Raw genomic sequence first — 25201 nt, forward strand, 5'->3', positions numbered from 1 at the left:
ACGTGCGTTTGTGCGTCTTTTCTTTTTGGATACGTTTAAAAAGGAGCTTGTATAAATGCAAACAATGACGATAAAAGAAGCGGAAAATGTATTGAAAGAAATTATGAATGAAGAAGATGATCGCTTTCAACTGTTAATGAAAGATGAGCGAAAAGGCGTTCAAAAGCTCGTTTTGAAGTGGTATAAACAAAAAGAGTTAGAACAGAAAGAAAAAGAGAAGTTTTTTGAAATGTCCAAGTATGAAAATGCTTTGCGTGAAAAAGGGGTCACATATATCGCAGGTATTGATGAAGTAGGGCGCGGGCCATTGGCTGGGCCTGTTGTGACGGCAGCTGTCGTTCTTCCTGAGGATTTTTATATTCCAGGGTTAAATGACTCAAAAAAGCTGAGTGAAGCGAAACGTGAGCGTTTTTATGATGAAATAAAAGTACAAGCGATTGCAATTGGAGTTGGAATTGTATCACCGCAAGTTATTGATGAAATTAATATTTACCAAGCAACGAAACAAGCGATGTTAGATGCTGTTGCAAATTTATCTTATACACCCCAACATTTATTAATTGATGCGATGAAGCTTCCCACACCAATTCCGCAAACTTCAATTATTAAAGGTGATGCGAAAAGTGTTTCGATTTCAGCTGCATCCATTATCGCAAAAGTAACGAGAGATCGTATGATGAAAGAACTGGGAGAGAAGTATCCTGAATACGGATTTGAGCAACATATGGGATATGGCACAAAGCAACATTTAGAGGCAATTGAAGTGCATGGAGTATTAGAGGAACACCGAAAGTCATTCGCGCCAATTAAAGATATGATTCAAAAATAAGCTGTAAATATGCAGCTTATTTTTTATTTTGGCATATAAACATTACTATTTTCGAAAAAGAATAAAGCGATTTCAGTTTTCTGACACTTTATTGTAGACAGCGTGCCAATCATCTTATACAATGGCAATGTAATGTTTTTTAAACATTAAAAAACTTTTCGAGTAAAACAGGAAAACAGGGGAGGATGGGACCATGAATATCCATGAGTACCAAGGTAAGGCAGTCCTTAGAAGCTATGGGGTTAGCGTTCCGAACGGGAAGGTTGCATTTACAGTAGAAGAAGCTGTAGAAGCAGCGAAAGAATTAGGAACAGATGTATGTGTAGTGAAAGCACAAATTCACGCTGGTGGACGCGGCAAAGCTGGCGGAGTAAAAGTTGCAAAAAATTTAGATGAAGTTCGTACATATGCAGAAAGCATTTTAGGAACTACACTTGTGACACATCAAACAGGTCCTGAAGGTAAGGAAGTAAAACGCTTACTTATCGAAGAAGGTTGCGATATAAAAAAAGAATATTATGTAGGTCTAGTTTTAGATCGTGCAACTTCTCAAGTTGTTTTAATGGCTTCTGAAGAAGGCGGAACAGAAATTGAAGAAGTAGCAGAAAAAACACCTGAAAAAATCTTTAAAGAATATATTGATCCGGCAGTAGGCTTACAAGGTTTCCAAGCGCGCCGAATTGCATTTAACATCAATATTCCAAAAGAGCTTGTAGGACAAGCTGTGAAGTTTATGATGGGCTTATACCGTGCGTTTATTGAAAAAGATTGCTCTATCGCTGAGATTAACCCACTTGTTACAACAGGTGAAGGTAAAGTTATGGCACTAGATGCAAAATTAAACTTTGATTCTAATGCGTTATATCGCCATAAAGACATTTTAGAGCTTCGTGATCTTGACGAAGAAGATGCAAAAGAAATTGAAGCTTCAAAATACGACTTAAACTACATTCCTTTAGATGGAAATATCGGTTGTATGGTTAATGGTGCAGGTTTAGCGATGGCTACAATGGATATCATTAAACATTACCACGGTGACCCAGCTAACTTCTTAGATGTTGGTGGCGGTGCAACTGCCGAAAAAGTTACAGAAGCATTCAAAATTATCCTTTCTGACAAAAATGTAAAAGGTATCTTCGTTAACATTTTTGGTGGCATTATGAAGTGTGATGTTATTGCAGAAGGTGTTATTGAAGCAACGAAACAGGTAGGTCTTGAGTTACCTTTAGTTGTACGTCTTGAAGGTACAAACGTAGAACTAGGTAAGAAAATTTTAAATGAGTCTGGCTTAAATATTGTTGCAGCAGAATCTATGGCAGACGGTGCACAAAAAATTGTTTCACTAGTGGGCTAATAGAAAGCGGGGGAGAAAAATGAGCGTATTAGTTAATAAAGATACAAAAGTTATTGTTCAAGGTATTACAGGTTCTCAAGGTTTATTCCATACAAAACAAATGATTGAATACGGTACGAAAATTGTCGGTGGTGTAACGCCAGGTAAAGGTGGCACTGATATTGAAGGTGTACCAGTATTTGATACTGTAGAAGATGCAGTGAAAGCAACAGGCGCAAACGCTTCAGTTGTATACGTTCCACCCGCTTTTGCGGCTGATGCAATTATGGAAGCAGTTGATGCAGAAATTGATTTAGTAGTATGTATTACTGAAGGAATTCCTGTATTAGATATGGTAAACGTAAAGAGATATATGGCTGGTAAACATACACGTTTACTTGGACCAAACTGCCCAGGTGTTATCACGCCTGATGAATGTAAAATCGGTATTATGCCAGGATACATTCATAAAAAAGGTCATGTAGGTATCGTATCGCGCTCTGGTACTTTAACGTATGAAGCTGTACACCAGTTAACACAAGAGGGTATTGGACAATCTACTGCTGTAGGTATCGGCGGGGACCCTGTTAACGGTACAGACTTTATTGATGCGTTAAAAGCATTTAATGAAGATGAAGAAACACATGCTGTAATTATGATTGGTGAAATCGGCGGTACAGCAGAAGAAGAGGCAGCTGAATGGGTAAAAGCTAATATGACAAAACCTGTTGTAGGCTTCATTGGTGGTCAAACAGCGCCTGCTGGCAAACGTATGGGCCATGCTGGTGCAATCATTTCTGGCGGTAAAGGAACTGCTGCTGAAAAGATTAAAACAATGGAAGCTTGTGGCATTAAAGTAGCTGAAACTCCAGCAGTTATGGGAGAAACGCTAATCTCTGTTTTAAAAGAAAAAGGTTTATTTGAGACTTGCAAAAACTATTAATCTGTTGAAAGACACCCTCTTACTTGAGGGTGTCTTTTTACACTTTTTCTGTTTACATAATAAAAATTATGGGTAAGGAGAATTGAGATGAAAAGAGAGCGATTATTACATCTTCATTACTTGCTAGCAGATTATTGGAAAGCGATGGAGAGGCTACTATATGTCGATCCAGAATTAAAGAACATATATACTTTTAACGAAAAACAAATGGAATACTACACTGGAATATCCTCGAAAAAATCTTCAGAACTAGTGAAATTTCTTCAAAGTTCAAATCTTCCGCAATATATATCTTATTTAGAGAAAAATCGTATTTTTTATATAACGATATGGGATGAAAATTATCCGCAATTATTACGTGAAATACAAGATCCTCCCTTCATTTTATATGGAAAAGGAGAAAAAGATTTTCTCAATAAAGTAAATAAATTAGCAGTTGTTGGAACGAGAGAACCATCATTATATGGTCATGAGAGTTTGAAGTTTATTTTACACCCTTTATTAGAAAGAGAGTGGCTTATTGTCAGTGGGTTTGCAAAAGGGATAGATACAATGTCTCATGAGATTACAGTAAGGCATCATTGCCCGACTATTGCGATATTAGGGCACGGATTGTCGTTTATGTATCCGAAAGAAAATAGACATTTATATGAAATGTGGAAGGAATATATATTGTTATTGACAGAGTATCCTCCGCACTATGCACCGAAAAAATGGTATTTTCCAAAAAGGAACCGGATTGTTAGTGGTATAAGTAAAGGTGTTTTAGTTGTAGAAGCCAAATCGAGAAGTGGAACACTTATTACTGCAGACCTTGCGTTAGAGCAAAATAGAGAGGTGTTTGCGCTTCCTGGACCTATATTTATAGAGGGGGCATCGGGAACGAATCATCTTATTCAACAAGGAGCAAAATTAGTAAGAAATGCAGAAGATATCTTGGAGGAGATTTTAAATTAACCTTATATTTTTAAATTTTTATTAAACAATTATTGACAAATGGTAGATTGGCACTGTATGGTATATTCATTCTTGATTGACAAAAACAAGAGAAATCAATAAGATTAATGAAGACTTGAATCCACCTCTTAAGGAGGCACTAGCATGTCAGATTACCTCGTAATCGTGGAGTCGCCTTCTAAGGCGAAGACCATTGAGAAATATTTAGGGAAAAAATACAAAGTTGTCGCGTCTATGGGACATGTTCGCGATTTGCCAAAAAGTCAAATGGGGATAGAAGTAAAGAACAACTTCACCCCGAAGTATATTACCATTCGTGGTAAAGGTCCCGTCTTAAAGGATTTAAAATCAGCGGCGAAAAAAGCAAAGAAAGTTTATCTCGCGGCCGATCCAGACCGCGAAGGGGAAGCGATTGCTTGGCATTTAGCGAATACGTTAAATGTGGACGTTGAATCAGATTGTCGGGTTGTGTTTAATGAGATTACGAAAGATGCAATCAAAGAATCATTTAAACATCCTCGCGCAATTAATATGGATTTAGTAGATGCACAACAAGCAAGACGCATACTTGATCGTCTTGTTGGTTACAATATTAGTCCTTTATTATGGAAGAAAGTAAAAAAAGGATTAAGTGCAGGGCGTGTACAATCTGTAGCAGTTCGTTTAATCATCGAACGTGAAAAGGAAATTCAAAGCTTTGAACCTGAAGAATTCTGGACAATTAAAACAGAATTTGTAAAAGGAAAAGACACATTTGAAGCAAGTTTTTACGGTGTAGATGGTGAAAAAGTTCAATTAACGAATGAAACGCAAGTGAATGAAATAATTGAACAGATGAAAGACAATGCGTTTTCAGTTGAAAATGTAACGCGCAAAGAGCGAAAACGTAATCCTGCATTACCGTTTACAACATCTTCCTTGCAACAAGAAGCAGCACGTAAGTTAAATATGCGAGCAAAGAAAACGATGATGCTTGCACAGCAATTGTATGAAGGGATAGATCTTGGAAAACAAGGAACTGTAGGTCTTATTACGTATATGAGAACTGATTCAACACGTATCTCAGAAACAGCTCAAACAGAGGCACGTACTTACATCACTGAAGCGTATGGTACGGAATACATAGGAACAGAAAAGAAGAAAGAATCGAAAAAGTCAAATGCACAAGATGCACATGAGGCAATTCGTCCTACTTCGGTAATGAGAAAGCCAGAGGAACTGAAAAGTTTCTTAAGTCGTGATCAACTTCGATTATATAAATTGATTTGGGAGCGATTTGTTGCAAGTCAAATGGCGTCTGCTATAATGGATACTGTGACAGCGAGACTCATTAATAACAATGTTCAGTTCCGTGCAAGTGGATCGGTTGTAAAGTTTCCAGGATTTATGAAAGTGTATGTAGAGTCGAAAGATGATGGTGCGGAAGAAAAGGATAAGATGTTGCCGCCTTTAGAAGTAGGGGAAACTGTATTTTCAAAGGATTTAGAACCGAAGCAACATTTTACACAACCTCCTCCGCGCTATACAGAGGCCCGTCTAGTAAGAACACTTGAAGAACTTGGAATTGGAAGACCGTCGACTTATGTACCTACACTTGAAACGATTCAAAAACGTGGATATGTAGGTTTGGATAATAAACGCTTCGTTCCGACTGAACTTGGTGAAATAGTAATTGAACTTATTTTAGAGTTTTTCCCAGAAATTATTAACATTGAATTTACTGCCAATATGGAGCAAAGCCTTGATGAAGTAGAAGAAGGAAATGCCAATTGGGTGAAAATTGTTGATGATTTCTACGTAGGATTTGAACCGCGCTTAGAAAAAGCGGAAAAAGAAATGCGTGAAGTGGAAATTAAAGATGAGCCAGCTGGGGAAGACTGTGAATTATGCGGACATCCAATGGTCTTTAAAATGGGTAAATACGGGAAGTTTATGGCTTGTTCGAATTTCCCTGATTGTCGTAATACAAAAGCGATTGTGAAAGAAATCGGTGTAACTTGTCCGAAATGTGAAGAAGGACAAATTATTGAGCGTCGCAGTAACAAAAAGAAACGTCTTTTCTATGGATGCGGTACGTATCCAGAGTGTGACTTTGTATCTTGGGATAAGCCAATTGGTCGTAAATGTCCGAAGTGTGAAGGCATGCTTGTAGAGAAAAAGTTAAAAAAAGGCGTGCAAGTACAATGTATTTCGTGCGATTATGAAGAAGAACAACAAATGTGAGCGTAACTGCTCACATTTTTTTCGGGAAGAAAAGGAAAGGTGATATAAATGACAACACAAGTAGTAAACGTCATTGGCGCAGGTCTTGCAGGAAGTGAAGCAGCTTACCAAATTGCAAAACGTGGTGTCCAAGTTAGATTATATGAAATGAGGCCGGTAAGGCAAACACCAGCTCATCACACAGATAAATTTGCGGAATTAGTATGTAGTAACTCACTTCGTGCAAACACTTTAACAAATGCAGTTGGAGTTATTAAAGAGGAAATGCGTTTAATGGATTCTGTAATTATTCGTGCGGCAGACGAGTGCTCTGTACCAGCTGGAGGTGCTTTAGCTGTAGACCGTCATGAGTTCGCAGCTAAAGTAACAGAATACGTAAAAAACCATCCGAATGTAACTGTAGTGAACGAAGAGCTTACTGAAATTCCAGAAGGACCAACAATTATTGCAACAGGTCCACTTACATCTCCTGATCTTGCTGCACAATTAAAAGAACTAACAGGTGAAGATTATTTCTATTTCTACGATGCGGCAGCACCAATCGTAGAAAAAGACAGCATTGACATGAATAAAGTATATTTAAAATCGCGTTATGACAAAGGTGAAGCTGCATATTTAAATTGCCCAATGACAGAAGAAGAGTTTGACCGTTTTTATGAGGCTTTAATTGCTGCTGAGACAGTGCCTTTAAAAGAGTTTGAAAAAGAAATTTTCTTTGAAGGTTGTATGCCAGTAGAAGTTATGGCAAGTAGAGGGAGACAGACGCTAGTATTTGGACCTATGAAACCTGTTGGATTGGAAGATCCAAAAACAGGAAAAACGCCATATGCTGTTGTTCAGTTGCGTCAAGATGATGCAGCGGGAACTTTATACAATATCGTAGGTTTCCAAACGCATTTAAAATGGGGACCACAAAAAGAAGTGCTACAGTTAATTCCGGGACTGGAAAATGCAGAGATTGTACGTTATGGTGTAATGCATCGTAATACGTTTATTAATTCACCTAATTTGCTTCGTCCAACATATCAATATAAACAACGTGATGATTTATTCTTCGCTGGTCAAATGACTGGAGTAGAGGGATATGTTGAATCAGCAGCATCAGGATTATTAGCGGGAATTAATGCTGCACGTCTTGTGCAAGGTGAAGAGCCAGTTGTATTACCGTCAGTAACTGCAATGGGTAGCATGGCAAATTACATTACGGCAACAAATGCTAAAAACTTCCAACCGATGAATGCAAACTTCGGTCTATTTGCACCGTTAGAGAAAAAGATCAAAAAGAAAGCGGAACGAAATGAAGCATACGCAACACGAGCTTTAGAAACAATTCAAAATTTTGTAAATATTTAGTTAAATTTCTTGCAAAGGCTACTAAGTTGTGATACGATTTAGTAGCCTTTATTGAGGTGAGTTGTGTGAATGTGAAGAAATTGTTACAATTATTCGTTGGATATTTACAAATTGAAAGAAATTATTCAAAATATACAATTGCAAGTTATCAAAATGATTTAGAACATTTTGTGCAATTTATGGAGCGAGAAGGCATATCCTCTTTTTTAGACGTTACATACGCGGATGTTCGTTTGTACTTAACGACGTTGCACGATGAAAAGTTAGCCCGTAAATCTGTCGCAAGAAAAGTATCAAGCTTACGAAGTTTATATCGTTTTTTGATGCGTGAAGGTTATCGAAAAGATAATCCGTTTGCACTTGCGTCACTCCCCAAAAAAGAATTGTCAATCCCAAAGTTTTTATATGCTGAAGAGTTAGAGGAATTATTTGAAGTTTCTGACACGGGAACACCATTAGGTCAAAGGAATCAAGCTTTATTAGAGTTGATGTATGCGACTGGAATCCGTGTGAGTGAATGTGTCAATTTACAACTTACCGATATTGACTTTGCGGTGGGAACAATTTTAGTAATGGGAAAAGGAAAAAAACAAAGGTATATTCCGTTCGGAAGCTATGCGCAAGATTCTTTAATTACTTATATAGAGAATGGGAGAAAACAGTTAGTTAATAAGACTGACGAAGACTCTCGTATGGTATTTTTAAATGCGAAAGGTACACCGCTAACAAGTCGTGGAGTACGTTATGTTTTAAATGAACTCATTAAAAAGGCGTCACTGACAATGCGGATAAGTCCCCATATGTTAAGGCATACATTTGCTACACACATGTTAGATGAAGGGGCGGATTTACGTACTGTACAGGAGCTATTAGGTCATGAGAATTTGTCGACTACACAAATTTATACGCATGTATCTAAAGAAAGATTGCGTTCTGTTTACATGAAGCATCACCCGCGGGCATAAATTGCTTTAAAAGCTATAAAAACAAATAAAGGAGTTTTTTCTATGGGGAATTTCCACGCTACAACGATATTTGCAGTTCATCATAATGGAGAATGTGCAATGGCTGGAGATGGTCAGGTGACAATGGGAAATGCTGTTGTAATGAAACATACAGCTCGTAAAGTTCGCAGACTTTTCCAAGGTAAAGTTTTAGCTGGTTTTGCAGGTTCAGTTGCTGATGCATTTACTCTTTTTGAAATGTTTGAAGGGAAATTAGAAGAGTATAATGGCAACTTGCAGCGTGCTGCTGTTGAAATGGCAAAACAATGGCGTGGCGATAAAATGTTACGTCAACTAGAAGCGATGCTCATTGTCATGGATAAAACAACTATGCTTCTTGTTTCAGGTACAGGAGAAGTGATTGAACCGGATGATGGTATTTTAGCAATTGGATCTGGTGGAAATTATGCGCTTTCTGCAGGTCGTGCTTTAAAGCAATATGCAAGTGAACACTTAACAGCGAAACAAATTGCGAAAGCGAGTTTAGAGATTGCTGGTGATATTTGTGTTTATACGAATCACAACATAATTGTTGAAGAATTGTAGAATCGTAAGGGAGGCATTTTATATGCATTTACATTTTACTCCGCGCCAAATTGTGGAAAAATTAGATCAATATATCATCGGTCAAAAAGACGCAAAGAAAGCGGTTGCTGTAGCGTTGAGAAATCGATACCGTCGCAGTAAATTAGCTGAAAATTTACGTGATGAAATAGCACCTAAAAACATTTTGATGATTGGACCGACAGGTGTTGGGAAAACAGAGGTAGCACGACGAATGGCGAAACTCGTTGGAGCACCTTTTATTAAGGTTGAGGCTACAAAATTCACAGAAGTTGGATATGTGGGTAGAGATGTAGAGTCGATGGTACGTGACCTTGTGGAAACATCGGTTCGTATCGTGAAAGAAGAAATGGTAGTGAAAGTTCAAGATAAAGCAGAAGAGCAAGCGAATCAACGTCTTGTTGAAATTTTAGTACCGAGTCCGGAGAAGCAATCTGGATTTAAAAATCCATTAGAGATGCTTTTTGGGGGCGCTCAAAATTCGAGTCAAACGTCTGATACACAAGAAGATGGTGAAATCGAAAAGAAACGTCAAGATGTGGAGAGAAAGCTTGCTGCAGGGCTTCTTGAAGAAGAGATTGTATCGATTGAAGTGACTGAGCAACAGTCGTCAATGTTTGATATGTTACAAGGAACTGGCATGGAGCAAATGGGAATGAATTTCCAAGATGCGTTAGGGAGTTTTATGCCGAAAAAAACAAAAAAACGTAAACTTTCTGTAAAAGAAGCAAGAAAACTCTTGACAAATGAAGAGGCACAGCGCTTAATTGATATGGATGAAGTTACACAAGAGGCTGTTTATCGTGCTGAACAGCTCGGGATTATTTTTATCGATGAAATTGACAAAATTGCTGGTAAGCAGTCGAATAGCGTAGATGTATCACGTGAAGGTGTGCAACGTGACATTTTGCCAATTGTAGAAGGGTCGAATGTTGCGACAAAATACGGATCAGTAAAAACGGATTATATTTTATTCGTTGCAGCTGGAGCGTTCCATATGTCTAAACCGTCGGATTTAATTCCGGAATTGCAAGGGAGATTTCCGATTCGAGTAGAATTAACAAAATTATCGACAGACGATTTTGTTAAAATATTAATCGAGCCTGACAATGCGTTAATTAAACAATATATGGCATTATTAGCGACTGAAGGTATAGAAATTGAATTTTCAGACGAAGCTATTCGTAAGATTGCTGAGATTGCTTATCAAGTTAATCAGGATACAGATAATATTGGAGCAAGAAGACTTCATACGATTATGGAGAAGCTCCTTGAAGATTTATCGTTTGAAGCATCTGAAATTACGTTAGAGAAAATAACGATAACCCCTCAATACGTTGAGGAGAAATTAGCAACAATTGCTAAAAATAAAGATGTGAGCCAGTTTATTTTGTAATAGTGTCATCAGGTGACTCGCCCTAGTTTCCAAGTGATGAAAAAATATGTGAGTAACATGTAGGAGGAACTTTTGAAATGGAATTATTAGCAAAAACAAGAAAATTAAATGCGTTATTACAGAGCGCAGCAGGGAAGCCTGTAAACTTTAGAGAAATGTCTGACACAATGTGTGAAGTAATCGAAGCAAACGTATTCGTAGTTAGTCGTCGTGGTAAATTACTAGGTTATGCAATTCACCAACAAATCGAAAACGAACGCATGAAGCAAATGCTTGCAGAACGTCAATTCCCAGAAGAATATACACAAAGCTTATTCAACATTACAGAAACATCTTCAAACTTAGATGTGAACAGTGCTTACACAGCATTCCCGGTAGAAAACAGAGAATTATTTGGTCAAGGTTTAACTACAATCGTACCAATCGTTGGTGGTGGTGAGCGTCTAGGTACTTTAGTATTAGCTCGTCTTGGTCAAGAGTTCTTAGATGACGATTTAATCCTTGCTGAGTACAGCTCAACTGTTGTAGGCATGGAAATCTTACGTGAAAAAGCAGAAGAAATCGAAGAGGAAGCACGTAGTAAAGCTGTTGTTCAAATGGCGATTAGCTCATTATCTTACAGTGAGTTAGAAGCAATTGAGCATATCTTCGAAGAATTAAATGGAACAGAAGGTTTACTTGTTGCAAGTAAAATTGCTGATCGTGTAGGAATTACTCGTTCTGTAATCGTAAATGCACTACGTAAATTAGAAAGTGCTGGTGTAATTGAGTCTCGCTCTTTAGGTATGAAAGGAACATACATTAAAGTGCTAAACGACAAGTTTCTACAGGAACTTGCTAAATTAAAAACAAACTAATTTATAAAAAACTCTCCTCGATCGAGGAGAGTTTTTTTGTGCAATGGATTGATGGCGCTTGTGAAAAGTGCCATAAGCGTGTTTTCTGGGAAAACTATTAATTGTGTTTTACTTTTTTGCTTAAAAGAAATGAAGGTTGGTAATACTAGAATTCGAGTATGAACAAAGAAAGTTTTACATTGTTCGCATTTTCGACTTGATTGTAATATTTCAGTATGATATAGTAAGCAGTGGTGTCAGTACAAAGTACACACGTTTACTGATTTAAGTGTTGGTGCTACGTTTGTAGTTTCGCTTAGAGATGAAGTAAACGGAGGATATCAAAAACCATTTAGGAGGAACTATATTATGTCAGTAATTTCTATGAAGCAATTGCTTGAAGCTGGTGTTCATTTCGGACATCAAACTCGTCGTTGGAACCCAAAAATGAAGCGTTACATTTTCACAGAGCGTAACGGTATCTACATCATCGACTTACAAAAAACTGTGAAAAAAGTTGAGGAAGCTTACAGAACGATGCGCGACATCGCTGCTGAAGGTGGAGACATCTTATTCGTAGGTACTAAAAAACAAGCACAAGAAGCTATTAAAGAAGAAGCAACTCGTGCTGGTATGTACTTCGTTAACCAACGTTGGTTAGGCGGAACTTTAACAAACTTCCAAACAATCCAAAAGCGTATCAAGCGTCTTAAAGACATCGAAAGAATGCAAGAAGATGGTACTTTCGAAGTACTTCCTAAGAAAGAAGTTGTTCAACTTAAAAAAGAGTTAGAGCGTCTTGAGAAATTCTTAGGCGGTATTAAAGATATGAAAGGTCTTCCAAGTGCATTATTCGTAGTAGACCCTCGTAAAGAGCGTATTGCAGTTGCTGAAGCACGCAAATTACACATTCCAATCATCGGTATCGTTGATACAAACTGTGATCCAGACGAAATCGATCACGTTATTCCAGCAAACGATGATGCAATTCGTGCTGTAAAACTTCTTACATCTAAAATGGCAGACGCGATCCTTGAAGCAAAACAAGGTGAAGAAACTGTTACTGCGTAACAAAGTTGGAAAGGTGATAAGGGGTTCGGCCTTTTATCACCTTTTTTAAGGTATAAACACCTTTATAAAAGGTATAAATACATATTTTAGGAGGATGAAAAATATGGCAATCACTGCTCAAATGGTAAAAGAATTACGTGAAAAAACTGGCGCAGGTATGATGGACTGCAAAAAAGCTTTAACAGAAACTAACGGCGACATGGAGAAGGCAATTGACTTCTTACGCGAAAAAGGTATTGCGAAAGCTGCTAAAAAAGCAGACCGCATTGCTGCTGAAGGTTTAACTTTCATCGAAACAAACGGTAACGACGCTTTAATCTTAGAATTAAACTCTGAAACTGATTTCGTTGCGAAAAACGAAGGTTTCCAAGCACTAATTAAAGAATTAGCTGCTCACTTATTAACTAACAAACCAGCTAACGTTGAAGAAGCTATGGCTCAAACAATGGAAAACGGTAAAAACGTTGAAGAGCACATCAATGAAGCAATCGCTAAAATTGGTGAAAAACTTACACTTCGTCGTTTCGAAATCGTATCAAAAACTGATGCAGATGCATTCGGCGCTTACCTACACATGGGTGGACGCATTGGTGTATTAACAGTTCTTGAAGGTTCTACTGATGAAGCTGCTGCTAAAGATGTTGCAATGCACATCGCTGCAGTTAACCCTAAATACATCGACCGCGATGCTGTAACAGCTGAAGAAGTTGAGCATGAGCGTCAAGTATTAACACAACAAGCATTAAACGAAGGCAAGCCTGAAAAAATCGTTGCAAAAATGGTTGAAGGCCGTCTAGGCAAATTCTTCGAAGAGATTTGCTTACTTGACCAAGCATTCGTTAAAAACCCTGATATGAAAGTTCGTCAGTTCGTTGAGTCTAAAGGCGGAACATTAAAAGGATTCGTTCGCTACGCTGTTGGTGAAGGTATCGAAAAACGCGAAGACAACTTTGCTGAAGAAGTAATGAACCAAGTAAAAGGTAGTAACTAATACAGATTAGGGAACACATTGTGTTCCCTTTTTTAAAATAAAGATGTAAGCAATTGGAGGTTCATTATGAGTAAACCGAAATATAATCGTGTCGTTTTAAAGCTAAGTGGAGAAGCTTTAGCTGGAGAGCAAGGATTTGGAATTAATCCAACTGTTATTAAGTCAGTTGCAGAACAAGTAAAAGAAATTGCAGAACTTGATGTAGAGGTTGCTGTTGTTGTTGGTGGCGGTAACATTTGGCGTGGGAAAATTGGAAGTGAAATGGGCATGGATCGTGCAGGAGCAGATTACATGGGCATGTTAGCTACAGTTATGAATTCATTAGCTCTTCAAGATAGCTTGGAGAATATTGGAATCCAAACTCGTGTACAAACTTCAATTGAGATGCGTCAAGTGGCAGAGCCTTACATTCGCCGTAAAGCAGTTCGTCACTTAGAGAAAAAACGTGTTGTTATCTTTGCAGCAGGTACAGGTAATCCATACTTCTCTACAGATACAACAGCAGCATTACGTGCAGCGGAAATCGAAGCAGACGTTATTTTAATGGCAAAAAATAATGTGGATGGCGTATATAGCGCAGATCCATCTATTGACCCAACAGCTACGAAATACGAAACGCTTACTTACTTAGATGTATTAAAAGAAGGTTTAGGTGTAATGGATTCTACAGCTTCTTCTCTATGTATGGATAATGATATTCCATTAATTGTATTCTCAGTTATGGAAAAAGGTAATATTAAACGTGCCGTTTTAGGCGAAAATATTGGAACAGTTGTAAGGGGGAAATAAATATGGGACAACAAGTATTGAAGTCTTCAAATGAAAAAATGGAAAAAGCAGTTGCTGCTTATTCTCGTGAATTAGCAACAGTTCGCGCTGGTCGTGCAAGCTCGTCTGTATTAGATAAGGTACAAGTTGATTACTATGGTGCACCAACACCAGTTGTGCAATTAGCGAACATTACAGTTCCAGAAGCACGTTTACTTGTAATTCAACCTTATGATAAAACTTCTATCGGTGATATCGAAAAAGCAATTTTAAAAGCAGATTTAGGCTTAAACCCTTCTAATGATGGAACTGTAATTCGTATTGCATTCCCTGCATTAACAGAAGAGCGTCGTCGTGATCTTGTTAAAGTTGTGAAAAAATATGCTGAAGAAGCAAAAGTAGCTGTTCGTAACGTACGTCGTGATGGAAATGATGATCTTAAGAAGCTTGAAAAAGCTGGCGAGATTACAGAAGATGATTTAAGAGGATATACTGAAGATATCCAAAAAGAAACAGATAAATATATTGCAAAAGTTGACGAAATCGCAAAAAACAAAGAAAAAGAAATCATGGAAGTGTAATAGCGATAACTTCGCAAATATGACCCTCTTCTTAAGGGGGTCTTTTTACACTTTTAGGCATACGTCTGCTTGTTGGAGGGTATGAATGATGTTTAAAAACTTTCCTTTTTTTAAAGGTAAAAAGGACACATCGTTTGATCATCTCGTTGAAGAAGTGAAAAAAGGATATATCCCAGAACATATTGCCATCATTATGGATGGGAATGGAAGATGGGCAAAGAGGAGAGCAATGCCTCGTATTGCGGGACATCATGAAGGTATGCAAGTTGTAAAGAAAATTACAAAATTTGCAAGTAAACTTAATGTGAAAGTGTTAACTCTTTATGCTTTTTCAACTGAGAACTGGAAAAGACCGAAAAAGGAAGTTGATTATTTAATGAAGCTTCCAGAAGAATTTCTAGGTACATTTTTACCAGAATTGATTGAAGAAAACGTACAAGTCCGAGTAATAGGGCAAAAAGATCGTCTTCCTACGCATACACGCAGAGCGATGGAGAAAGCCATGGAAGATACGAAAGAGAATACGGGATTAATTCTTAATTTCGCGTTAAACTATGGAAGTCGAGATGAAATCGTTTCTGCTGTGCAACATATGATGAAAGATAATGAGGAAGGAAAAATTCGTTCTGAAGAGGTAAGTGAAGAAATGCTTTCCTCCTACTTAATGACGAGTTCTTTACCCGATCCAGAGTTATTAATCCGAACAAGCGGAGAGCTACGTATTAGTAATTTCATGTTATGGCAAATTGCATATTCGGAGTTTTGGTTTACAGATGTGTATTGGCCAGACTTCAAAGAAGAACATTTGCTAAATGCGATTACTGACTTTCAACATAGAGGGCGCAGATTCGGAGGCGTGTAGAAAGAGAGGGTTTGGTAGTGAAACAGAGAATTATTACTGGAGTGGTTGCTGCCGCGCTATTCATTCCCATCGTAATATACGGTGGCGTGCCTTTTACGGTTTTAGTGTATGCACTTGCTTCTATAGGTTTATATGAATTAATTCGTATGAATAAGCTTACGCTTATTTCAGTACCGACAGTTTTAGCTGCAGTATTATTGTGGATTCTTTTAATTCCAAGTAGTGCATCAGAACTGTTTACATGGATTGGATTAGGTAAATTGGAAATCACATTTGTGATTGTTTTATTACTTTTATCATATACAGTCCTTTCTAAGAATACATTTACTTTTGATAATGCTTCATTTTTACTAATGGCAACGACATATGTGGCAATGGGATTCTTATATTTAAATGAAACGAGAATATTAGGAATTAAATATGTGTTTTGTGCATTATTTGTTATATGGGCTACTGATTCAGGCGCATATTTCGTAGGAAAAGCATTGGGCAAGAGAAAATTGTGGCCAGAAATTAGTCCAAATAAAACGATTGAAGGTTCATTAGGCGGCATCGTTTGTGGAATTATTGTGGCACTTGTTTACAACGTGTTCTTCCCAGTCGAATCGAATGTAGTAATTTTAATTGTGCTGACAATTATCATTTCTATTTTTGGACAAATTGGTGATTTAGTACAATCTGCTTTTAAACGTCATTATGGCGTAAAGGATTCAGGTACAATTTTACCTGGGCATGGTGGTATATTAGATCGAACAGATAGTTGGTTATTCGTTTTACCAATTCTCTACTTCTTATTACAATACAATTAATAAATGAACGAGGGGTTGGAGTCATGAAAAACATTAGTTTATTAGGTGCAAGCGGATCAATTGGTACACAAACTTTAGATGTATTACGCTCGCACCCAGACCAATTCCGTCTCGTTGCTTTTTCTGTAGGGAAAAATATTGACTACGCAGTAAAGGTAATTCAAGAATTTTCTCCGCAAATCGTCTCTGTGCAAAGAGAGGAAGATGTTTTAAAATTACAAACTGTTTCTGGTAATACAAAAATTGTATATGGTAGTGAAGGACTTTTAGAAGTAGCATTACATCCAGATGCGGAGATTGTAGTAAATGCTGTTGTAGGTAGCGTAGGGTTGTTACCGACACTTCGTGCGATTGAGGCGAAAAAAACAATTGGAATTGCAAATAAAGAAACGTTAGTAACTGCAGGACATCTTGTAATGGAAGCAGCGCGAAAACATAATGTTTCGTTACTTCCAGTAGATAGTGAACATTCGGCTATTTTTCAATGCTTGAATGGTGAAAATGAAAAAAGAATTTCTCGTCTTATTATAACGGCTTCTGGTGGAAGTTTCCGTGATAAAACGAGAGATGAATTGCATCATGTGACCGTAGAAGATGCGCTTCGACATCCAAACTGGTCAATGGGTTCGAAAATTACAATTGATTCTGCTACAATGATGAATAAGGGACTAGAAGTAATTGAAGCACATTGGCTTTTTGGTATCCCTTATGAGCAAATCGATGTTGTTTTACATAAAGAAAGTATTATCCATTCTATGGTTGAATTTGAAGATCGTAGTGTAATGGCGCAGCTTGGTTCACCTGATATGCGAGTACCAATTCAATACGCACTTACATATCCTGATAGATTGCCTCTTTCAGACACAAAACAGTTAAACTTATGGGAAATAGGGACGTTGCATTTTGAGAAAATGGACCAAGAACGATTCCGTTGTTTACGTTTTGCGTATGAAGCTGGAAAAGCTGGTGGAAGTATGCCAGCTGTAATGAACGCAGCAAATGAAGTAGCTGTTGAAGCTTTTTTACAAAAGAGAATTGGTTTCTTAACAGTGGAAGACCTCATTGAAAAAGCAATGAACCATCACAATGTCATTGCACGTCCGAGCTTAGAGGAAATTCTGGAAATTGATGCAGCCACAAGACGGTTTGTGATGGAACAAATTTAGCAAAGGTGGTTATGGAATTGAATACAGCGATTGCCTTTATATTAATTTTCGGTGCACTCGTATTTTTCCATGAGCTAGGGCATCTATACTTCGCGAAAAGAGCAGGCATTTTATGCCGCGAGTTTGCGATTGGTTTTGGTCCGAAAATATTCTCATTTGAAAAGAATGAAACGGTGTATACGATTCGATTACTGCCTCTGGGTGGCTATGTAAGAATGGCTGGCGAGGATGCAGACACAGTTGAGTTAAAGCCAGGGAAAAAGGTTGGCCTTGTGCTAAATGAAAAAGACGAAGCTGTGAAATTAGTTTTTGATGGATATGAAAAATATCCAAATGTTCGTGTTATTGAAGTCGAACAAGCTGATTTAGAGCATAATCTAACGATTTCAGGCTATGAAGAGTATGAGGAAGAGCTTCAAACATTCCGAGTGAATGAAAAGGCTCGCATCATTACTGCTGGAGAAGAAATTCAAATTGCTCCATATAACAGGCAATTTGGCTCTAAAAAATTGGGTCAACGCGCTTTAACAATCTTTGCGGGTCCTGCAATGAACTTCATTTTAGCATTTGTTATTTTTGTGATTCTTGGATTTGTACAAGGGGTTCCTATTGACAAACCAATGGTCGGAAAAGTGATGGATAATAGTGCAGCACAGCAAGCTGGCCTGAAAGAGAATGATACAATTCAAGCGATTGATGGGAAAAACACAAGTACATGGAAAGATGTTGTTACTATTGTACGTGAAAACCCGAATAAAGAAATTACGTTACAAGTAAAGCGTGATAATGAACAGTTTAATGTGAAAGTAACGCCAACACTTGATAAAGAAGGAAAAGACGAAGTTGGTAGAATTGGTGTTTATTCTCCTGTAGAGAAAACAGTAATGGGTTCTATTAAATCAGGATTTGAACAAACGTACCAATGGACGAAACTAATTTTTGAATCTCTTGTGAAATTAGTAACTGGTCAATTTTCTATTAATGAGTTGTCAGGTCCAGTAGGAATTTATAATCTAACAGATCAAGTTGTAGATTATGGATTTACGCGTGTACTAAGTTTAGCGGCAGTTCTAAGCATTAATCTTGGTTTATTTAATTTATTACCAGTTCCTGCTTTAGATGGTGGCCGTTTATTCTTCTTCTTAATTGAAGCGTTACGAGGGAAACCAATTGACCGTCAAAAAGAAGGAATGGTTCATTTTATTGGTTTTGCATTATTAATGTTATTAATGTTAGTTGTAACATGGAATGACATTCGTAAGTTTTTCTTGTAAAATAGAATGAAACTAATAATGAAATAGAGCTCGTAGAATAAAATCCCTCACCTAATTCGAGGTGAGGGGTTTTACTGCGTGTAAGAGTAAAATGAAGAGGTGCAAATAAATGAAACAAAGTATGGTATTCAGTCCTACATTACGTGAAGTTCCAGCTGATGCTGAAATTAAGAGTCATCAATTATTACTTCGCGCAGGTTTTATGCGTCAAAATGCTTCTGGTATTTATAGTTTTCTACCATTTGGATTAAAAGTATTACACAAAGTAGAACGTATCGTTCGAGAAGAAATGGAGCGTGCAGGAGCTGTAGAATTATTAATGCCAGCTATGCAAGCTGCAGAATTATGGCAAGAATCAGGTCGTTGGTATTCATACGGATCTGAATTAATGCGTATGAAAGATCGTAACGCTCGTGAATTCGCATTAGGAGCGACACATGAGGAAGTAATTACGGATCTTGTGCGTGATGAAGTGAAATCATATAAAAAATTACCGTTAACATTATACCAAATTCAAACAAAATTCCGTGATGAGCAAAGACCTCGTTTCGGTTTATTACGTGGAAGAGAGTTTCTAATGAAAGATGCATACTCTTTCCATGCTACACAAGAGAGCTTAGATGAAGTATACGATCGCTTATATAAAGCATACTCTAACATTTTTGCTCGTTGTGGCTTGAATTTCCGTGCAGTTATTGCTGATTCTGGAGCAATGGGCGGAAAAGATACACATGAATTTATGGTATTATCTGATGTTGGTGAAGATACAATTGCATACTCTGACACATCTGATTATGCAGCAAACATCGAAATGGCTCCTGTTGTAGATACGTATACGAAGAGTGACGAAGCAGAAAAAGCTCTTGAAAAAGTAGCAACACCAGACCAAAAAGCAATTGAAGAAGTATCTGCATTCTTAAACATTGCAGCTGACAAGTGCATTAAGTCTATGGTATTTAAAGTAGATGAGAAATTAGTAGTTGTACTTGTTCGTGGTGATCACGAAGTAAACGATGTGAAAGTGAAAAATGTATACGGCGCTTCAGTTGTTGAGCTTGCTTCTCATGAAGAAGTAAAAGAATTATTAAATTGTGAAATTGGTTCATTAGGGCCGATTGGTGTAACAGGTGATATTGAAATTATTGCTGATCACGCTGTAGCATCAATTGTTAACGGATGTTCAGGAGCGAACGAAGAAGGATTTCATTATGTAAATGTAAATCCAGAACGTGACTTTAAAGTAAGTCAATATACAGATTTACGCTTCATTCAAGAAGGAGACCAATCTCCAGATGGAAACGGAACAATTCTTTTCGCACGCGGAATTGAAGTTGGTCATGTATTCAAATTAGGAACTCGTTATAGTGAAGCAATGAACGCGACATTCCTAGATGAGAACGGAAAAACACAACCACTTATTATGGGTTGTTACGGTATCGGTGTATCTCGTACAGTGGCAGCAATTGCAGAGCAGTTTAACGATGAGAACGGCTTAGTTTGGCCAAAAGCTGTAGCACCATTCCATGTGCATGTAATTCCAGTAAATATGAAATCTGATGCACAACGTGAAATGGGTGAAAATATCTACAACTCATTACAAGAACAAGGCTATGAAGTGTTATTAGACGATCGTGCAGAACGTGTAGGTGTTAAGTTTGCAGATGCAGATTTATTCGGTCTTCCAGTTCGCGTTACAGTTGGTAAAAAAGCAGACGAAGGTATTGTAGAAGTGAAAGTACGTGCTACAGGTGAGTCTGAAGAAGTAAAAGTAGAAGAACTTCAAACATATATTGCAAATATTTTAAAATAAGAAGAGGTACCTCGTAATGGGGTACCTTCTCTTTCTTTGTAAACGTATTTTGTAAAAGAAGAAGGAAGAAATCTTTCTTTGTAGTACGTTTCAATTTATAATAGCAAATGGAAGGAGAGTGCTTATGTCTTTAACAAATGAACAACAAGAGCGATTTCAAATTTTGCTCCAGCAGTTGCAAATACCAGACGACCTTATAAATCAATATTTACAAGGCGGTGGTATTGAAAGGCTCGTTATTGATAAAGCGAATAAAAGTTGGCATTTTGATTTACAAGTGCCACGTATTTTGCCTACAGAATTATATGAATTGCTAGAAACAAAGCTTAAGCAATCATTTTCTCATATTGCAAGAACAACATTTGCATTAGAAACAGAGAATAAACAATTTACAGAAGAAGAAGTAAGGGCGTATTGGCCACTTTGTACGGAACGAATTACATTTTCACCCATGTTCGCGTACTTAAAGAAGCAACTTCCGCAGGTGAATGGAGTGAAGTTGTTAATAAATGTAAATAATGAGCTGGAGTCTACTGCTTTAAAGAAAAACGTTGCGAAACCAGTGGGGGATCAATACGAAGCTTTTGGATTCCCGCGTTTCCAGTTAGACACACATATACAGCAAAATGCAGAAGAAATGCAAAAGTTTCGTGAGCAAACGCAGCAAGAAGACCGCGAGCGTGTTATACAAGCTATGGAAGAAATGGCGAAGAAGCAAGCTGAAGAAAGCAGCGTTGTGCATGAAGGACCGATTACACTCGGGTATCTTATTAAGCCGGATGAAGAGATTACACCGATGCGAGAAATTCAAGATGAAGAAAGAAGAAAAACGGTTCAAGGATATGTCTTCCATGTAGAAACAAAAGAGCTTCGTAGTGGGCGTACGTTATTAACTTTAAAAATAACGGATTATACGGATTCTATTATGATCAAAATGTTCTCGCGTGACAAAGAAGATATTCCAATGCTGCAATCCTTGAAAAAAGGAATGTGGGTGAAAGCGCGTGGTTCTGTTCAAAACGATACATTCGTTCGAGATTTAGTAATGATTGCAAATGATATTAATGAAATAACAGGGCCGTCTCGTAAAGATAAAGCGCCAGAAGGCGAAAAGCGTGTAGAACTTCATCTTCACACTCCGATGAGCCAAATGGATGCTGTTACTCCTGTTTCTAGACTTGTTGCCCAAGCTGGTAAATGGGGACATGAAGCTATTGCGGTTACAGACCATGCTGTGGCTCAGTCGTTCCCGGAGGCATATTCTGCGGGGAAAAAAGCTGGAGTTAAAGTTATATACGGTGTAGAAGCGAATTTAGTTAATGATGGTGTACCGATAGCGTATAACGAGGCGCATCGTTTACTTGCAGAGGAAACGTATGTTGTTTTCGACGTTGAGACGACAGGTTTATCAGCTGTATACGACACAGTCATTGAGTTGGCTGCCGTAAAAGTAAAGGGTGGCGAAATCATTGATCGCTTTGAATCTTTCGCAAATCCACATCAACCATTATCAGCGACGATTATTGAATTAACAGGTATTACAGATGATATGTTAACTGATGCACCAGAAGTGGACGAAGTGTTTAAAAAGTTTGAGGAATGGATGGGTGACCATACACTTGTTGCCCATAATGCAAGCTTTGATATGGGCTTTATTAACGTAGGTTTTAAAAAGGCTGGGTTAGAAAAAACGAATAACCCCGTTATTGATACGTTAGAACTTGCACGATTCTTATTCCCAGAAATGAAAAATCATCGATTAAATACGATGTGTAAAAAACTTGATATTGAATTAACGCAACATCACCGTGCGATTTATGATACAGAAGCGACGGGATATTTACTTGTGAAAATGTTGAAAGATGTAATTGAAAAGGGATTTGAATATCACGATCAATTAAATGATAGCATGGGACAAGGGGATGCGTATAAGCGTGGCCGTCCAAGTCATATGACGTTACTTGCCACATCAGATGTTGGGTTGAAAAATTTATATAAACTTGTTTCATATTCTCACCTTAATTACTTTTACCGTGTACCACGAGTACCGAGGTCACTATTAAAAAAATACCGTGAAGGAATTTTAGTAGGAACGGCTTGTGATAAAGGTGAAGTATTTGAGGCAATGATGCAAAAAGCTCCTGAAGAGGTAGAAGAAATTGCACAGTTCTATGATTACATTGAAGTAATGCCTCCAGAGGTGTTGCGTCATTTAGTAGAGCGTGAACTCGTTCGAGATGAAGGACAATTAAAAACAATTATCTCTAACTTAGTAAAACTAGGTGAGACGTTAGATAAACCAGTTGTCGCTACAGGGAACGTGCATTACTTAGATCCAGAAGATGCAATGTATCGTAAAATTTTAGTTAGTTCACAGGGCGGGGCAAATCCGTTAAATCGACATTCATTACCGCCAGTACATTTCCGTACAACTGATGAAATGCTAGAGTGTTTTTCATTTTTAGGTGAGGACAAAGCGAAAGAAGTTGTTGTAACGAATACACAAAAAGTTGCGTCATTAATTGGTGATGTTCGTCCGGTAAAAGATGATCTATATACACCGAAAATTGAGGGTGCCGATGATGAAACACGTGATATGAGTTATAAAATGGCACGCAGTATATATGGTGAAGAACTACCAGAAATTGTAGAGGCTCGCTTAGAAAAAGAATTGAAAAGTATTATTGGACATGGGTTTGCCGTTATTTATTTAATCTCACATAAGCTTGTGAAAAAATCGTTAGTCGACGGATATCTAGTAGGTTCGCGTGGTTCAGTAGGTTCATCGTTCGTTGCAACGATGATGGAAATTACAGAAGTAAACCCATTACCACCACACTATGTCTGTCCAAAATGCAAGCAATCTGAATTCTTTAATGATGGTTCGGTAGGCTCTGGTTTCGACTTACCAGATAAAGATTGTCCGACATGTAATGTGGCATATGTAAAAGATGGACATGATATCCCATTCGAAACGTTCCTTGGATTCAAAGGAGATAAGGTACCCGATATCGATTTGAACTTCTCCGGGGAATACCAACCACGTGCTCATAACTATACGAAAGTACTGTTCGGTGAAGATTATGTATACCGTGCTGGAACGATTGGTACAGTTGCGGAAAAAACAGCTTATGGATATGTAAAAGGTTATGCAAATGATCACAATTTAACAATTCGGAATGCAGAGATTGACCGCTTAGTAGCGGGATGTACAGGGGTAAAACGTACAACTGGACAGCATCCAGGTGGTATAATCGTTGTGCCAGATTACATGGATATTTTTGATTTCTCCCCAATACAGTTTCCTGCTGATTCAATTGGTGCTGAGTGGAGAACAACGCATTTTGACTTCCACTCGATTCATGATAATTTATTGAAACTTGATATACTAGGACACGATGATCCGACCGTTATTCGTATGTTACAAGATTTAAGTGGTATTGATCCGAAAACAATCCCAACGGATGATCCAGAGGTAATGAAAATTTTCTCTGGTCCAGAAACGTTAGGGGTAACGGAAGAACAAATTAACTGTAAAACAGGTACACTTGGTATCCCAGAATTCGGTACGAAATTCGTAAGACAGATGTTAGAAGAGACAAAACCAACGACATTCTCAGAATTGGTCCAAATTTCTGGGCTGTCACATGGTACTGACGTATGGCTGGGTAATGCAAATGAGTTAATTTATAACGGTACATGTACGCTGAGTGAAGTTATCGGTTGTCGTGATGACATCATGGTATATTTAATCTATCAAGGTTTAGATCCATCATTAGCCTTCAAAATCATGGAGTCGGTTCGTAAAGGTAAAGGTGTACCGGAAGAATGGGAAGATGACATGAAAGGTAATAATGTACCAGGTTGGTATATTGATTCATGTAAGAAGATTAAATATATGTTCCCTAAAGCCCATGCGGCTGCTTACGTACTTATGGCTGTGCGTATCGCATACTTTAAAGTACATTTTGCACTTTTATTCTATGCGGCATATTTTACAGTCCGTGCAGATGATTTTGATGTAGAGGCGATGGCGAAAGGTTCAGCATCCATACGTGTGAAAATTGATGAAATAGCTCAAAAAGGATTGGATGCAGCGCCGAAAGAGAAAAGTTTATTAACGGTACTAGAAATGACGCTTGAAATGTGCGAGCGTGGATACTCATTCCAAAAGGTTGATTTATACCGTTCGCATGCAACGGAATTTATTATTGATGGAGACTCATTAATCCCTCCGTTTAATGCAGTGCCTGGTCTTGGTACGAACGCAGCCTTAAGTATTGTGGAAGCGCGCAAAAATGGAGACTTCTTATCAAAAGAAGACTTACAGCAACGAAGTAAGGTTTCGAAAACAATTATTGAGTATTTAGATAGCCAAGGTTGTTTAGGAGATTTGCCGGATCAAAACCAATTATCACTGTTCTAATAGGT

At 37.8% G+C, this 25201-nt stretch carries 20 protein-coding genes; all 20 read left to right on the forward strand.

Annotated elements, in window-relative coordinates; translation table 11 throughout:
* The first annotated feature begins 55 nt into the window (after nucleotides 1-55).
* Nucleotides 56-829, forward strand: a complete 774-nt coding sequence (locus ATL10_RS16610) for a ribonuclease HII (protein ID WP_001194269.1) — start codon at nucleotides 56-58, stop codon at nucleotides 827-829.
* A 193-nt stretch (nucleotides 830-1022) separates the two neighbouring features.
* Nucleotides 1023-2183 (forward strand): ADP-forming succinate--CoA ligase subunit beta, encoded by a 1161-nt coding sequence (gene sucC, locus ATL10_RS16615; RefSeq protein ID WP_001020790.1) that lies wholly within the window; start codon nucleotides 1023-1025, stop codon nucleotides 2181-2183.
* 19 nt (nucleotides 2184-2202) lie between these two features.
* Entirely contained in the window at nucleotides 2203-3105 is a 903-nt protein-coding gene (gene sucD / locus ATL10_RS16620; RefSeq protein ID WP_000115178.1) for a succinate--CoA ligase subunit alpha, read from the forward strand.
* A gap of 87 nt (nucleotides 3106-3192) precedes the next feature.
* On the forward strand, nucleotides 3193-4062 hold the full coding sequence (dprA, locus tag ATL10_RS16625; RefSeq protein ID WP_110497166.1) for a DNA-processing protein DprA: 870 nt from the start codon (nucleotides 3193-3195) through the stop codon (nucleotides 4060-4062).
* Between the two features lie 144 nt (nucleotides 4063-4206).
* Nucleotides 4207-6285 carry a type I DNA topoisomerase gene (gene topA / locus ATL10_RS16630; protein ID WP_001286955.1) on the forward strand — a complete coding sequence of 693 codons (2079 nt, stop codon included), beginning with the start codon at nucleotides 4207-4209 and terminating at the stop codon, nucleotides 6283-6285.
* A 48-nt stretch (nucleotides 6286-6333) separates the two neighbouring features.
* A complete protein-coding gene (gene trmFO, locus ATL10_RS16635; RefSeq protein ID WP_000213006.1) occupies nucleotides 6334-7638 on the forward strand; it encodes an FADH(2)-oxidizing methylenetetrahydrofolate--tRNA-(uracil(54)-C(5))-methyltransferase TrmFO in 1305 nt (434 codons plus the stop codon).
* Between the two features lie 65 nt (nucleotides 7639-7703).
* A complete protein-coding gene (gene xerC, locus ATL10_RS16640; protein WP_001101245.1) occupies nucleotides 7704-8603 on the forward strand; it encodes a tyrosine recombinase XerC in 900 nt (299 codons plus the stop codon).
* Nucleotides 8604-8645: 42 nt separating this feature from the next.
* Nucleotides 8646-9188: an ATP-dependent protease proteolytic subunit HslV gene (gene hslV, locus ATL10_RS16645; protein WP_000526274.1), complete on the forward strand. Its 543-nt coding sequence runs from the start codon at nucleotides 8646-8648 to the stop codon at nucleotides 9186-9188.
* 22 nt (nucleotides 9189-9210) lie between these two features.
* Entirely contained in the window at nucleotides 9211-10602 is a 1392-nt protein-coding gene (gene hslU, locus ATL10_RS16650) for an ATP-dependent protease ATPase subunit HslU (RefSeq protein ID WP_000550085.1), read from the forward strand.
* A gap of 77 nt (nucleotides 10603-10679) precedes the next feature.
* Nucleotides 10680-11459 (forward strand): GTP-sensing pleiotropic transcriptional regulator CodY, encoded by a 780-nt coding sequence (codY, locus tag ATL10_RS16655; protein ID WP_000421290.1) that lies wholly within the window; start codon nucleotides 10680-10682, stop codon nucleotides 11457-11459.
* Between the two features lie 348 nt (nucleotides 11460-11807).
* Nucleotides 11808-12509, forward strand: coding sequence for a 30S ribosomal protein S2 (gene rpsB, locus ATL10_RS16660; RefSeq protein WP_000111485.1), 702 nt, complete (start codon nucleotides 11808-11810; stop codon nucleotides 12507-12509).
* 103 nt (nucleotides 12510-12612) lie between these two features.
* Nucleotides 12613-13500, forward strand: coding sequence for a translation elongation factor Ts (tsf, locus tag ATL10_RS16665; protein ID WP_001018577.1), 888 nt, complete (start codon nucleotides 12613-12615; stop codon nucleotides 13498-13500).
* A gap of 66 nt (nucleotides 13501-13566) precedes the next feature.
* Nucleotides 13567-14289 (forward strand): UMP kinase, encoded by a 723-nt coding sequence (pyrH, locus tag ATL10_RS16670; RefSeq protein WP_000042669.1) that lies wholly within the window; start codon nucleotides 13567-13569, stop codon nucleotides 14287-14289.
* 2 nt (nucleotides 14290-14291) lie between these two features.
* On the forward strand, nucleotides 14292-14849 hold the full coding sequence (frr, locus tag ATL10_RS16675; protein ID WP_000531505.1) for a ribosome recycling factor: 558 nt from the start codon (nucleotides 14292-14294) through the stop codon (nucleotides 14847-14849).
* Nucleotides 14850-14934: 85 nt separating this feature from the next.
* Complete coding sequence (uppS, locus tag ATL10_RS16680) at nucleotides 14935-15711, forward strand: isoprenyl transferase (RefSeq protein WP_000971296.1); 777 nt, start codon at nucleotides 14935-14937, stop codon at nucleotides 15709-15711.
* 17 nt (nucleotides 15712-15728) lie between these two features.
* Nucleotides 15729-16520: a phosphatidate cytidylyltransferase gene (cdsA, locus tag ATL10_RS16685; RefSeq protein WP_000813592.1), complete on the forward strand. Its 792-nt coding sequence runs from the start codon at nucleotides 15729-15731 to the stop codon at nucleotides 16518-16520.
* Nucleotides 16521-16543: 23 nt separating this feature from the next.
* Complete coding sequence (gene dxr, locus ATL10_RS16690) at nucleotides 16544-17686, forward strand: 1-deoxy-D-xylulose-5-phosphate reductoisomerase (protein ID WP_000790379.1); 1143 nt, start codon at nucleotides 16544-16546, stop codon at nucleotides 17684-17686.
* 17 nt (nucleotides 17687-17703) lie between these two features.
* Nucleotides 17704-18960, forward strand: coding sequence for an RIP metalloprotease RseP (rseP, locus tag ATL10_RS16695; protein WP_001090233.1), 1257 nt, complete (start codon nucleotides 17704-17706; stop codon nucleotides 18958-18960).
* Nucleotides 18961-19069: 109 nt separating this feature from the next.
* Nucleotides 19070-20770: a proline--tRNA ligase gene (locus tag ATL10_RS16700; protein WP_090977191.1), complete on the forward strand. Its 1701-nt coding sequence runs from the start codon at nucleotides 19070-19072 to the stop codon at nucleotides 20768-20770.
* 124 nt (nucleotides 20771-20894) lie between these two features.
* A complete protein-coding gene (locus ATL10_RS16710; protein WP_053563760.1) occupies nucleotides 20895-25196 on the forward strand; it encodes a PolC-type DNA polymerase III in 4302 nt (1433 codons plus the stop codon).
* Nucleotides 25197-25201 lie beyond the last annotated feature (5 nt).

The sequence above is a fragment of the Bacillus sp. 196mf genome (genome assembly GCF_003217275.1).
GTDB classification, from domain to species: domain Bacteria; phylum Bacillota; class Bacilli; order Bacillales; family Bacillaceae_G; genus Bacillus_A; species Bacillus_A thuringiensis_S.

What these genes read in the sequence shown, in the direction of transcription:
- ATL10_RS16610 (WP_001194269.1), top strand. Translation starts at nt 56, where the DNA reads ATGCAAACAATGACGATAAAAGAAGCGGAAAATGTATTGAAAGAAATT.
- sucC (WP_001020790.1), top strand. Translation starts at nt 1,023, where the DNA reads ATGAATATCCATGAGTACCAAGGTAAGGCAGTCCTTAGAAGCTATGGG.
- sucD (WP_000115178.1), top strand. Translation starts at nt 2,203, where the DNA reads ATGAGCGTATTAGTTAATAAAGATACAAAAGTTATTGTTCAAGGTATT.
- dprA (WP_110497166.1), top strand. Translation starts at nt 3,193, where the DNA reads ATGAAAAGAGAGCGATTATTACATCTTCATTACTTGCTAGCAGATTAT.
- topA (WP_001286955.1), top strand. Translation starts at nt 4,207, where the DNA reads ATGTCAGATTACCTCGTAATCGTGGAGTCGCCTTCTAAGGCGAAGACC.
- trmFO (WP_000213006.1), top strand. Translation starts at nt 6,334, where the DNA reads ATGACAACACAAGTAGTAAACGTCATTGGCGCAGGTCTTGCAGGAAGT.
- hslV (WP_000526274.1), top strand. Translation starts at nt 8,646, where the DNA reads ATGGGGAATTTCCACGCTACAACGATATTTGCAGTTCATCATAATGGA.
- hslU (WP_000550085.1), top strand. Translation starts at nt 9,211, where the DNA reads ATGCATTTACATTTTACTCCGCGCCAAATTGTGGAAAAATTAGATCAA.
- codY (WP_000421290.1), top strand. Translation starts at nt 10,680, where the DNA reads ATGGAATTATTAGCAAAAACAAGAAAATTAAATGCGTTATTACAGAGC.
- rpsB (WP_000111485.1), top strand. Translation starts at nt 11,808, where the DNA reads ATGTCAGTAATTTCTATGAAGCAATTGCTTGAAGCTGGTGTTCATTTC.
- tsf (WP_001018577.1), top strand. Translation starts at nt 12,613, where the DNA reads ATGGCAATCACTGCTCAAATGGTAAAAGAATTACGTGAAAAAACTGGC.
- pyrH (WP_000042669.1), top strand. Translation starts at nt 13,567, where the DNA reads ATGAGTAAACCGAAATATAATCGTGTCGTTTTAAAGCTAAGTGGAGAA.
- frr (WP_000531505.1), top strand. Translation starts at nt 14,292, where the DNA reads ATGGGACAACAAGTATTGAAGTCTTCAAATGAAAAAATGGAAAAAGCA.
- uppS (WP_000971296.1), top strand. Translation starts at nt 14,935, where the DNA reads ATGATGTTTAAAAACTTTCCTTTTTTTAAAGGTAAAAAGGACACATCG.
- dxr (WP_000790379.1), top strand. Translation starts at nt 16,544, where the DNA reads ATGAAAAACATTAGTTTATTAGGTGCAAGCGGATCAATTGGTACACAA.
- ATL10_RS16700 (WP_090977191.1), top strand. Translation starts at nt 19,070, where the DNA reads ATGAAACAAAGTATGGTATTCAGTCCTACATTACGTGAAGTTCCAGCT.
- ATL10_RS16710 (WP_053563760.1), top strand. Translation starts at nt 20,895, where the DNA reads ATGTCTTTAACAAATGAACAACAAGAGCGATTTCAAATTTTGCTCCAG.